Below are 11,903 nucleotides of genomic sequence, written 5' to 3'. Positions count from 1 at the left end.
AAAAAATAGTAGTGCGAACCAATGCCTTGGCCTGCACTACTAATCTTAGTATGTTTTCTTTTTTCAACTGTTCAATTGCTATAGGATAAGCTGGGTTCTTATCGACCGTTATCACACGTGGCTTTGAAACATGAAAAGACCGCAAAGCTTTCTTGAAAAAGCGCTTTGCAGCCTTATGATTTTTTGTTTTGCTTAGGCAAAAATCGATTGTGTTTCCGTTCGAATCAACAGCACGATACAGGTACATCCATTGACCTGTTACTTTGATATATGTTTCATCGACTCTCCAAGAGTCATTTATTTGTTTGAGGTAACGTCGGATCCGTTTGTCCAATTCAAGACCATACTGATGAACCCAACGCATAATCGTTGTATGAGAAATGGATAAACCCCGTTCCTCCATTATTTCCACCAAATCACGAAAACTTAGGTTGTACCGTAGGTACCATCTTACCGTTAATAAGATAATATCAGACTGATAGTGCTTACATTTGAACCGATTTTTCTTTTCCATACCGATCACACACCTTTTTAGAGTAATAGTATCAGTATGTCCGAATTTTAGAGATTACTTGTAATTACATTGAAGTTTTTGCACCAGAACCAGAAAATGAATATGATAAAGTAACGAATACGATTATCATTAAACATGAAAATATAGTACATTAAAAAGAGTAAAGTATTTTATTAAGTAGGTGAGAAAATGATAGATACGGCAGATGCTTCAATAAGTAATCATATGTATACAGAAGAAGAACAACAAAAAGTATATAAACGAACGTTAATCATCGTAAGTATTTCACAAATGTTTGGCGGGGCGGGGTTAGCTGCTGGAATTACAGTGGGGGCACTTCTTGCGCAGCAAATGCTTGGAACAGATGCATATGCAGGATTACCGGCCGCTATGTTTACATTGGGATCTGCGGTAGCGGCTTTCTTTGTTGGGAAGTTATCGCAAAAATATGGTCGCCGAATAGGGCTTGCAACAGGGTTTATAGTAGGGGGACTAGGGGCTATTGGAGTTGTATTGGCTGCGTTAACAAATAGTATTATTCTATTACTAGTCTCTTTACTCATATATGGTGCAGGTACAGCGACGAATCTACAAGCTCGTTATGCTGGTACAGATTTAGCGAATAAGAAGCAACGAGCAACTGCTATTAGTATTACGATGGTTATGACGACTTTTGGTGCGGTAGCTGGTCCAAATTTAGTAGGCGTAATGGGAGATTTTGCCCATTCAATTGGAATTCCTAACCTTGCTGGTCCGTTCATATTATCAGCAGCGGCATTTATACTTGCGGGTCTTGTACTTTTTGTTATGCTTCGTCCAGATCCATTAATTATTGCTAACATAATAGAAACATATAAACAAGAACATACATATAAAGGGCAACCAGTAACAGAAGAAATAATAGAAAATAAACGTGGTGTTACTGTTGGAGCAATCGTAATGATACTTACTCAAATAGTGATGGTTGCGATTATGACGATGACTCCAGTTCACATGGGACACCACGGTCATGGATTAAGTGCAGTAGGTCTCGTGATTGGTTTTCATGTAGGTGCAATGTACCTTCCATCACTTGTTACAGGAATGTTAATTGATAAAATTGGCCGTACTAAGATGAGTATAGCTGGTGGGGTGATTTTACTTGCAGCGGGTGTCATAGCTGCGATAGCACCGAGTGATTCTTTACTATTATTAATTGTTGCTCTTTCTTTACTTGGATTAGGATGGAATCTCGGATTGATTAGTGGTACAGCACAAATCGTTGACTCCACAACTCCTTCTACACGTGCTAAAACACAAGGGAAAATAGATGTTTTTATTGCGTTAGCCGGAGCTTCAGGTGGAGCGATGTCAGGAATGGTAGTAGCTAATTCAAGTTATGCGGCATTATCATTAGCGGGAGGCGCTGTAGCCTTATTACTTATTCCTGTTGTGATGTGGTCTCGGTTAGGTAAAAAAAATTCATGAAATTAAAAAGAGGTTCTAGTTATTTCCTAGAACCTCTTTTTAATTCGTTTAACTTAAATCCCACTCCACAATAAGCCCTAAATGCGTAAGTCCACCGCCAAATCCGTATAGCAAAAGTGTGTCTCCGTTATTTAATCTTCCTTCTTTTCTAGCTAAATCTAAAGCGAGTGGAATAGAGACGGAAGATGTATTCCCCATATCTTCCACACTCGTTAATGTTTTTTGAATAGATATTTTTGATTTTTCGCAAATAGATTCAATCATTCTTAAGTTAGCACTATGTGGTATGAACCAGTCTATATCATCTATTTGCAAATTTGCAGTATGTAATAGTTCTTTTATGCCATATGGTACTGTTCGTACAGCCCATTTATATACTTCTCTTCCATTTTGAACGATTTTTTCACTTGTTTGTAGTGGTGTGCCATTCATAGTAGTAGATAAATTTGTTCTGTATAGATGAATGCCACCGTCACCGTTTGTTCCCATGTGAGCAGCGATAAAGCTTGGTTTGTTTTCATCTCTTTCTAATAAAATAGCTCCAGCGCCATCACCGAACAAAATACAGGTCGTTCTATCGGTGTAATCAGTAACTTTAGATAATGTCTCTGTCGCTATGACGAGTACTTTTTGATGTAATCCAGAAGTGATTAAGCTATTACCGACATGCAGTCCGTATGTGAAACCAGCGCAAGTTGCATTTAAATCAAAAGCTAGTGTATGAGGTATGTTGAAGTATTGTTGTATTTGGCAAGCAACACTAGGGAAAACATAGTCAGCAGTAGTTGTAGCGACGATGATACAGTCAATATCTTCTAAGTTTTTCTTATATGTTGTACACAAATTTTCGATTGCTTTAATGGCTAAGTGTGAGGAGTATTCGTCTTCGTTAGCAATTCTTCTTTCTTTCATGCCTGTTCTTTGTACAATCCATTCATCATTCGTATGGACCATCTTTTCTAAATCGTTATTAGACAATACTTGATCTGGAACATAAGTACCAATTGCGGTAATACGAGATTTAGAATTCATAGGGACATCTCCTAATTTTTATTTTATAACCTGATACTAATATCAGGTTATAAAAATGTCAATAAAGACTTTTATCGTATGGAAACGATAATGTTTAATTTACTCTGGAGGAATTTGGCGAGTAGCGTAAAAATAATATACGAGAAGCTTTTGAAATTGATAATGAAGGGAGTGGGGCTCCTTGAAAAGAATTTTGCGCATGTTGCCTGTTGTCATTATTTGTAGCTTTATTCTTATTGTTTTTCCAGATAAATCTTATGCTTGTGACTGTATTAAAAAATCTCCAGAGGATGCATTTCAAAAAAATGATGTGGTGTTTGAGGGGAAAGTAATTGAGGTTGGAAGGAAAGAAGGGATTGGAACTGAAGTTCTATTTGAAGTGAAGAATATTTGGAAAGGGACAAGTTCTTCGCAAATTATTATGTATACAAGTGTTAGTAGCTGTGAATTTCCTTTTGCAGAGGGAGGAGAGTACCTAGTCTTTTCTTCTTACAGAGGAGAAGAAAAGTTAGAGACATCTATCTGCAGTGGAACGAAGAGATTAGATGAGGCAGAGATTCAGAAAAATGCTTTAAGTCATATTGCAAAAGAGTCTGTTCCGACGAAGAAAGTGTATTTAAAAGATGAAATGGTAAGCGGTTTAAGTTGGTGGCAAGTGACTATCATTTCTATAGGTGTGTTATTAATAATTGCTGTTGTTATTTTCATTGTGAGAAGAACTCGCAAAAAATGACGATTAAAGTAAAAATATAAAGATTTTCTTTCGGTTTCTATAGGTGGTTTAATCTTGTGAAAGCGAATTACTTATGCTACACTTTATTTAACTTAAAATGAACGGAGGGGCTTCCTTTGATCTTAATCAGATTACGTCTCAATACTTTGTGCCGATAATTGAATAGCGCTCAAAGGCTCTGTCTGTGTACAGAGTGAACGGGATTGGTCTGCCTATTTTAAAGGAACCCTTTATTAAGCTTATATGTGAAAAAGAGGGAGGGACGAATACGCCCTCTTTTTGTTTTGCCTTTATAAATAGAATGGGATAGTATAGGTGAACACTTGTTGGATACGTATACTATCTTGGGACTTTTTGACCATGTATAGGACGAAAGCACTGCTTTCTTCTATTTCTTTGGTGAACCCTTATCCGTTTACGAAAACACAGGCAGTGACCTGTGTTTTTTATTTTGCGTAATCGAAATGGAGGAATAAATATATGGAAGAATTATTACAAAGAGCAATATTAGTTGGAGTAAATTTAGGTAAGGAAGCTGATTTTGCATATTCGATGGAAGAGTTAGCAAATCTTACGGAAGCTTGTGATGTGGAAGTAATCGGTCAAGTGATGCAAAATTTACAACGAGTAAATCCGTCACATTATATTGGAAAAGGGAAGATTGAAGAAGTAGCAGCGTATGTGAAAGAAGCAGATGCAAATATGGTCATCTTTAATGACGAATTATCTCCTTCACAAATTCGAAATTTAGAAGAGGATTTAGATTGTAAAGTAATTGATCGTACCATTTTAATTTTAGATATCTTTGCGCAACGTGCGAAAACGAAAGAAGCGCAGTTGCAAGTAGAAGTGGCCCATCTTCAGTACATGATGCCTCGTTTAATCGGTCTTCGTGAATCATTAGGAAGACAAAGCGGGGGAGTTGGCACGAAAAATAAAGGTGTCGGTGAGAAGAAGTTGGAATTAGATCGTCGTAAAATTGAAGAACAAATTGCGGCTCTAAATAAAGAATTAGAAGCACTTGTTGCACAGCGTCAAACGCAGCGTAAACAACGTAAGAAAAATGAAGTTCCGGTTGTGTCATTAGTAGGATATACGAACGCAGGTAAATCAACGATAATGAATGCGATGCTTGAAATTTTTAATGGTACTGTAGAGAAACAAGTATTTGAAAAGGATATGTTATTTGCGACGTTAGAGACATCTGTACGAAATATTGATTTGCCGGATAATAAATCATTTTTATTAACGGATACTGTTGGATTTGTAAGTAAATTACCACATCATCTTGTGAAAGCATTCCGTTCAACGCTAGAGGAAGTGGCGGAAGCAGATTTACTTATTCACGTCGTAGATTACTCAAATCCTAATTATGAGCAATTAATTGATATTACAAATGAAACGTTAAAGAAAATTGGCGTGGAAAATATCCCGACGATTTATGCATACAACAAATCAGATTTGGTAGATGTTGAAATTCCGAAAGTGCAAGAAGATCGCGTTTATCTATCTGCGAAGAAACATGTTGGAATTGAAGAGCTTGTAGAAGTAGTTCGTTCACACATTTATAAAGAGTATACGAAGTGTGAAATGTTAATTCCGTATGATCAAGGACAGGTAGTTTCGTATTTCAACAATCATGCACACGTTTTATCTACGAGTTATGAAAACGAAGGTACGAAAATGGCACTAGAATGTAAGACGAGTGATTATGAGAAATATAAGCGTTTTTCTATTTAATAAAAAAAGGCAATCCTAATATGTTTTAGGATCGTCTTTTTCTTCATAGTTGCAAGCCTTCCTTTCATCCTGCCTTAGTATAAAAGAAAATACAAAGAGCTCATATAAATAAATCCGACAAAGCACATAGAAAAAATATATTTTTTTAGAAGTTGAATTTCTGGAAAAAGAAATGAAACCAGTATAGAATAGAAATGTTTCAAAACTCAGAATTTATTCTGATTAAAGTCTAAATTTATTACACTAACTGTAATAAATATATATTTTGTACAGGAAGGAGAAATACACATATGCAGGCAGTTTCACAAAAAAATACAGTAGAAACACCGACGATATATCGAATATTATTTGCGATTAGTTTCGGACATTTTTTAAATGATTCGATGCAAGCGGTTGTGCCCGCGTTGTTTCCTATTTTGGAAAAAACGATGAATTTATCCTACATGCAAGTAGGGTGGATAGCGTTCGCGTTAAATATGACGTCATCGATTATGCAGCCGGTTTTTGGGATGTATTCAGATAAGAAGCCGTCACCATTTTTATTACCGCTCGGTATGTTTTCAAGTATGCTTGGGATGATTGGACTCGCATTTGCACCGAACTTTATAGTTGTTATTATTTCTGTTTTATTTATTGGATTAGGTTCCGCGGTCTTTCATCCGGAGGGCGCTCGTGTTGCTTACATGGCAGCCGGTGCAAAAAGAGGTTTAGCACAAGCGATTTATCAAGTGGGAGGAAATACAGGGAATTCTCTAGCACCTATTTTTACAGCATTAATTTTCGTTCCGCTCGGTCAAATTGGTTCTTTAGGTTTTACAGCCTTTGCAGCAGTAGGAATTGTATTACTAATTTTCGTATCAAATTGGTATAAAAATGAATTAGCCACTGGTGCTGTAAGAAGGAAAAAGAGGGCTGCACTTGAGGCTGAAAATGCGATTGTAAGTACGCACATTAAATTTGTTATTATACTTCTTGTTTTTCTAACATTCGTACGTTCTTGGTACGGTGCTGGTATCGGGAATTTCTATCAATTTTATTTAATAGAGCATTACGGTTTATCTATAAAAAATGCACAGTATTTCGTCTTCGCTTTTATGATTGCTGGTGTATTAGGTACTTTCTTTGGTGGTCCGCTAGCGGATCGATTCGGTAAGAAAAAGATTATTGTCTTTTCGATGCTCGGTTCAGCGCCGCTTGCACTATTGTTACCTCACGTTTCTCTTATGTGGGTTGTACCGTTATTTTTATGCATTGGATTTATTAGCTCTAGTAGTTTTAGTGTAATCGTTGTATATGCACAAGAACTTGTTCCAGGGAAAGTTGGAATGGTGTCAGGATTAATTGTCGGTCTTGCGTTTGGCCTTGGAGCATTAGGTGCTGTAGTCCTTGGGAAATTAGCTGATATGTATAGTCTTCAATTTATTATGCTATTATGTAGTTGTTTACCATTAATTGGACTGACTTCATTGTTACTGCCAAATGATAAGAAAACGATAGAATAGGAGATGTGCTATGAAAGTATGTGAAAACGTTACAGAATTAATAGGAGATACACCTGTCGTTCGATTATCTAAATTTATTCCAGAAGGCGCGGCGGATGTGTATGTAAAACTGGAAATGTTTAATCCGTCACGCAGTGTGAAAGATCGTGCTGCTTATAATTTAATTCATATTGCCGAGGAACACGGCCTCATTAAGCCGGGTGATACAATTATTGAACCGACGAGTGGCAATACAGGAATTGGTTTAGCGATGAATGCAGCAGCTAAAGGATATAAAGCTATTTTAATTATGCCAGACAATATGTCCAAAGAGCGTATTAATTTATTGAAAGCATACGGAGCAGAAGTAGTTTTAACACCAGCGGAACAAAGAATGCCAGGAGCAATTGCGAAGGCGATAGAGTTACAAAAAGAAATCCCAAATAGTTTTATTCCGCAGCAATTTGAAAACCCAGCAAATCCGAATATTCATCGTTATACGACTGCACTTGAAATTTATGAACAAATGGATGGAGAGCTTGATGCATTTGTAGCAACTGCAGGAACAGGCGGAACAATTACAGGGACCGGTGAAACGTTAAAAGAGAAACTACCAAACTTATATATTGCAGTAGTAGAACCGAAAGGATCCCCAGTGTTATCTGGCGGTGTTCCAGGCCCTCATAAACTAGTCGGAACAAGCCCAGGGTTTATTCCCAAAAACTTAAATACAGAAGTGTATAACGAAATTATTCAAATTGCGGATGAAGAAGCATTAACTACAATGAGAAACTTAGCAAGACAAGAAGGCTTATTAGTAGGACCATCTTCAGGAGCTTCTGTGTACGCTGCAATTATGATTGCAAAACGCTTAGGCGCTGGTAAAAAAGTTTTATGTATTGCACCTGATACAGGGGAGCGTTATTTGAGTATGGGATTATTTGAATGAAAATGATAGAAACCCCTTAATGGTGAAATAGAGCTATTAAGGGGTTTGTTGTAGGTTATTAAGAGAGGGGAAGCACAATGAAACTATTAAAACCAATAAATGAATATAGTGAACAAATTATGGAATATCGGGAGGTATTTTTACATACTGATGAACAACCACACGGTAGTAGTTCTCTACAAAATTTTGCTTCTCTTGATAAATGGTTTGCAAAAGTGAGTATACAAGAAGTAGGAGAAAACTTACCATCTAATCGAGTGCCGTCTAGTCAGTTTTTAAGTATTGAAAAAGGAGAACTTATTGGTTTTGTGAATATTAGACATCGATTAAATCCAGAATTATTACTGGAAAGCGGTCATATCGGTTATAGTGTCCATCCGAATAAACGTCGCCTAGGTTACGCGACAAAACAATTGAAACTTGCATTAAGTGAAGCGCAAAAGTTAGGGCTGAAGAAGGTGTTAATAACTTGTGATAAAGCTAATATTGGTTCGGCTAAAACGATTCAAAAGGTTGGCGGTGTGCTAGAAAATGAAGTAGTTTCTTCTAATTCTGGCGAAATTGTTCAGCGTTATTGGGTAGAAATATGATTTAGTGGAAATTTGAAAAGGTAATATAATGTTTAATATCGAAATAGATAAATGAAAAGTAAGGGGAGTACTGCAGTTTTAGGGGGAAATGCAATGGTATTAAAAGAGAAAGCGATAGAGATGTCGGAGATTTATAGGCAAAACCAGAAAGTCGAAGCTATTATTTTAGCAGGCTCTGTAGCGAGAAAATTAGAAGATGAGCATTCGGATATCGAATTACATATTTTATGGTCAACACCACCAGAGGATGAAGATCGTCTAGGTCCGATTAACAATATTGGTGGAACAATTTTGTCATATCATCCATACGAGGAAGAAGAATGGTCGGAAACGTATTTGACGAAAGAAGGAATTAAACTAGAGATTAGTAATTTTTTAACAGTGACAGTAGAAAGGGTTATTTCAGAAGTTATGGAGCAGTATGATATAAATTATGAGAAACAATGTATTGTATCATCGGTTCATGATGGTGTGAGTTTGTATGGGGAAGTGAAAGTACATGCTCTAAAAGATAGAGTTGAAGCATTGCCAGAAGAACTGGCGAAAAGGATGATTTTAGAAAACCTTTGGTTAAGCAATCGTTGGCATAATCGAGAGGCGCTTTTAAAACGGAAAGATTGGCTTATGCTATATGATGTTATTTGTGAAGTGCAAAGGGATTTATTCGGTGTTTTATTCGGTTTGAATAGAATGTACGTGCACCATCCTGCATTTAAATGGATGGCTTATAATGTAGAGCGCATGACTATCAAACCTGAAAATCTATATGAGCGTATGGCGGATACGCTGATAGGGGAACCAGAGTATAGTGTACAGGAGTTAGAAGTGTTGATCGAAGAGGTATTACATTTAGTAGAACAATATGCTCCAGGACTAAATATTGCTGAACAACAAAAGCTCATTCAATATGCGAAGTAAAAAAACAAGAGATGTAACAACGAGTTACATCTCTTGTTTTTTTATTTAACTAACTTTCCTAATACAGGTAAACGTTGAATACGATTACCGAGAATATGCGAAGCAAGTCCACTCGTTAATACGAATAAAAGATAAACAAGTCCTCCTGCTGATGCGCATATAAATACAATAATCAGTGATTCTACATAAGATTGGCCAGGAATAATCCAGCTTATAAATGCTCTTAATACGATCACAACCGCAGACATTGCTGTGGAGTAAATCGTAATAAGAAATACTGTTTTTGCTGTTTCGCCAATTTTAAATTTCGCAAACTTAACGATGCAGTACAACATAATAATATTTGAAACGAGATATCCAAGAATTGTTCCAAGTACAGCACCATGTCCACCGAATAAATGTAAGAGCGGTGTGTTCACCACAATTTTAACGAGAATACCGGCTGAGAATGCAATCATTGTTTTTCTTTGATAATCAATTCCTTGTAATATAGCGGCTGAAACTGTGAAAATTGCACTTAATACAGCAGAAGGTGCAAATGAAATTAAATATTGTGATCCACCAAGTGCAATTTCAGGATTTACATAAACCATGCGGAATGCATCGTAAGCGATACTAGCAAGACCGAATGCGGCTGGGATAGTGAAGAATAACAACACTTGAAATATCTTTGAAATTTGTCCTTGTAATTCATCTAGCTTCCCGCTTGTAAATGATTTCGTTATAGCCGGAATAATTGTTAATGAGAATCCAGTTGCAAGTGAAGCCGGAATCATAATTAACTTTTGGGCATAGTTCGTTATATAAGCGAAAACTGCATTCGCGGTTTCTAAAGGTTCTCCCATCGCTCTAAGGACATCAGCTACGGTATATTGATCTACTAACGTATAGAGCGGGATTGCAATGCCTACAAATACAATTGGAATTGCATAACGTAGTAACTCCATATAAATACTTCTTAACGGAATGTTTGATGATCTCGTTTTCAGCTCACCTTCAGGAGGTTTTAATCCATTATATTTTTTCCAGTACATCATTAAAATAGAGACGCTTGCAAGTGCCCCGATAACAGCGCCAAACGTAGCAACTGCAACAGAAGAGGCGACTGAACCCCCTAATAGTTTTGAAACGATAAAACTACCAACTAAAATGAAAACGACACGTGCGATTTGTTCTACGACTTGAGAAACAGCACTTGGTTTCATATGTTGAAAACCTTGGAAATAACCACGTGTAACACTCATAGCTGGTACGATAATAAGTGCGAAACTTAATGCTCGCATCGTAAGTGTTACGTCAGCGATAAATTGTGGATCTGGCGTTTTTGAGCGAATAATAAATTGTGATATGTACGGTGCCCCAATAAATAAAGTTAAAAACCCTAAAAAGCCCATAAACAACATTAATTTTACGCTAGAGTTGTATAATTTTTTGCTTGTACTATAATCACCGAGCGCATTATGTTTTGCAACAAATTTTGAGACGGCAATAGGAATACCAGCTGTTGAAAAGCTTAATAAAATACCGTACCAAGAGTATGCGTATCCATATAAAGCGACCCCTTGCGTTCCAACTAATAATTGAAAGGGGAAAAAGTATATAAAACCTAAAATTCGTGAAATCATTGTTGCACCACTTAATAAAGCGGTACCTTTTAAAACTTTTGAAGTAGACAAAATTCTTTCCTCCTACTTGTGCTGTCTTGCATTTATCCCGCTATTTGCGGGCAGTAAAACTCCCACCTCAAAATGCGACTGGAGCAAAGAAGTTAGGTGGGAGATCAACTGCCGGTAAACGCCCGATTGGTGAGGGCTAATAATCAGTGAGGGATGAACAAAACCCCACTGATTAAAGTTTCACTTTATCGTATACTACTATAAACCTGCTAGAGAAGTTAATACAGTATAAACCATAAATGTTCTAATACTATTCATACAAAAGTCATATTTTGAATTTTTAAATAGAATGTAATGCATAAAATTTCAAAATATAAGTTGACACTATTTTTAATGTATGATAAAAATGATAGTAATCAATTCGGAAAATAATATTTGGGCAATGAAAGGGTATAGTAGTGAATATCTCCCTATTTCAGAGAGCTGATGGTTGGTGTGAATCAGTATATAGATTATTCATGAAGTTCGTCCTGGAGCATCTTTCATAAATCTCACATTATGAGGAAATGAAAGACGGTAGTTTATACCGTTATCAAATAAAGTGGTGAAGATTGTTTCACAACTAGGGTGGTACCGCGATATTTATCGTCCCTACGTATTTACGTAGGGACGTTTTTTATTTAGGTCTTAACTTTGGTGTGGCTTCATAACTAGGGTGGTACCGCGATATTTTATCGTCCCTACGTATTTACGTAGGGACGTTTTTTATTTAGGTCCTAACTTTGTTGTATCTTCATAACTAGGGTGGTACCGCGATATTTTTGTCGTCCCTACGTATTTACGTAGGGACGTTTTTTATTTGA

General features: G+C 36.6%; 10 protein-coding genes and 1 other annotated feature. Of the genes, 7 read left to right on the top strand and 3 right to left on the bottom strand.

All coding sequences use genetic code 11. The annotated features are described in order from the left end of the window. The coding region (locus MR155_RS06705) for an IS6 family transposase (RefSeq protein WP_242308903.1) at positions 1-514 on the bottom strand (514 nt) is incomplete at its 3' end. Positions 515-703: 189 nt separating this feature from the next. On the opposite strand from MR155_RS06705, the gene MR155_RS06700 reads away from it, so the two are divergent. Continuing rightward, positions 704-1,981, top strand: a complete 1,278-nt coding sequence (locus tag MR155_RS06700) for an MFS transporter (RefSeq protein WP_242308900.1) — start codon at positions 704-706, stop codon at positions 1,979-1,981. Between the two features lie 48 nt (positions 1,982-2,029). On the opposite strand, the gene MR155_RS06695 is transcribed toward MR155_RS06700, so the two are convergent. Further along, the gene (locus MR155_RS06695) at positions 2,030-3,013 is read right to left on the bottom strand and encodes a ketoacyl-ACP synthase III (protein WP_242308890.1); all 984 of its coding nucleotides are present in this window, start codon (positions 3,011-3,013) and stop codon (positions 2,030-2,032) included. Between the two features lie 181 nt (positions 3,014-3,194). Between MR155_RS06695 and MR155_RS06690 the strand changes: the two genes are divergently transcribed. The 6 genes from MR155_RS06690 to MR155_RS06665 all read left to right on the top strand — a co-directional run bounded on the left by MR155_RS06690 (position 3,195) and on the right by MR155_RS06665 (position 9,424). Next, a complete protein-coding gene (locus tag MR155_RS06690; protein ID WP_242308887.1) occupies positions 3,195-3,746 on the top strand; it encodes a cobalamin biosynthesis protein CbiN in 552 nt (183 codons plus the stop codon). Between the two features lie 480 nt (positions 3,747-4,226). After that, the gene (hflX, locus tag MR155_RS06685) at positions 4,227-5,486 is read left to right on the top strand and encodes a GTPase HflX (protein ID WP_219301981.1); all 1,260 of its coding nucleotides are present in this window, start codon (positions 4,227-4,229) and stop codon (positions 5,484-5,486) included. 290 nt (positions 5,487-5,776) lie between these two features. Continuing rightward, the gene (locus MR155_RS06680) at positions 5,777-6,988 is read left to right on the top strand and encodes an MFS transporter (protein ID WP_002168666.1); all 1,212 of its coding nucleotides are present in this window, start codon (positions 5,777-5,779) and stop codon (positions 6,986-6,988) included. Positions 6,989-6,998: 10 nt separating this feature from the next. Further along, on the top strand, positions 6,999-7,916 hold the full coding sequence (cysK, locus tag MR155_RS06675; RefSeq protein WP_242308885.1) for a cysteine synthase A: 918 nt from the start codon (positions 6,999-7,001) through the stop codon (positions 7,914-7,916). A 77-nt stretch (positions 7,917-7,993) separates the two neighbouring features. After that, positions 7,994-8,506: a GNAT family N-acetyltransferase gene (locus MR155_RS06670; protein ID WP_242308883.1), complete on the top strand. Its 513-nt coding sequence runs from the start codon at positions 7,994-7,996 to the stop codon at positions 8,504-8,506. A 93-nt stretch (positions 8,507-8,599) separates the two neighbouring features. After that, positions 8,600-9,424 (top strand): DUF4037 domain-containing protein, encoded by an 825-nt coding sequence (locus tag MR155_RS06665; protein WP_242308881.1) that lies wholly within the window; start codon positions 8,600-8,602, stop codon positions 9,422-9,424. A 41-nt stretch (positions 9,425-9,465) separates the two neighbouring features. Here the strand turns inward: MR155_RS06665 and MR155_RS06660 are convergent, their stop codons facing one another. Further along, complete coding sequence (locus tag MR155_RS06660) at positions 9,466-11,100, bottom strand: putative polysaccharide biosynthesis protein (RefSeq protein ID WP_242308879.1); 1,635 nt, start codon at positions 11,098-11,100, stop codon at positions 9,466-9,468. 373 nt (positions 11,101-11,473) lie between these two features. Next, positions 11,474-11,696: a binding site (T-box leader), on the top strand. Positions 11,697-11,903 lie beyond the last annotated feature (207 nt).

This window comes from Bacillus cereus group sp. BfR-BA-01331, assembly GCF_022663915.1.
Lineage (GTDB): Bacteria > Bacillota > Bacilli > Bacillales > Bacillaceae_G > Bacillus_A > Bacillus_A mycoides.
The sequence above is the reverse complement of the archived record's forward strand: the minus strand, read 5'-3'. Positions and strand labels throughout refer to the sequence as shown.

Excerpts from the sequence above, each read along its gene's own strand:
- MR155_RS06700 (WP_242308900.1), top strand. The coding sequence starts at position 704 with ATGATAGATACGGCAGATGCTTCAATAAGTAATCATATGTATACAGAA.
- MR155_RS06695 (WP_242308890.1), bottom strand. The coding sequence starts at position 3,013 with ATGAATTCTAAATCTCGTATTACCGCAATTGGTACTTATGTTCCAGAT.
- hflX (WP_219301981.1), top strand. The coding sequence starts at position 4,227 with ATGGAAGAATTATTACAAAGAGCAATATTAGTTGGAGTAAATTTAGGT.
- MR155_RS06680 (WP_002168666.1), top strand. The coding sequence starts at position 5,777 with ATGCAGGCAGTTTCACAAAAAAATACAGTAGAAACACCGACGATATAT.
- cysK (WP_242308885.1), top strand. The coding sequence starts at position 6,999 with ATGAAAGTATGTGAAAACGTTACAGAATTAATAGGAGATACACCTGTC.
- MR155_RS06670 (WP_242308883.1), top strand. The coding sequence starts at position 7,994 with ATGAAACTATTAAAACCAATAAATGAATATAGTGAACAAATTATGGAA.
- MR155_RS06665 (WP_242308881.1), top strand. The coding sequence starts at position 8,600 with ATGGTATTAAAAGAGAAAGCGATAGAGATGTCGGAGATTTATAGGCAA.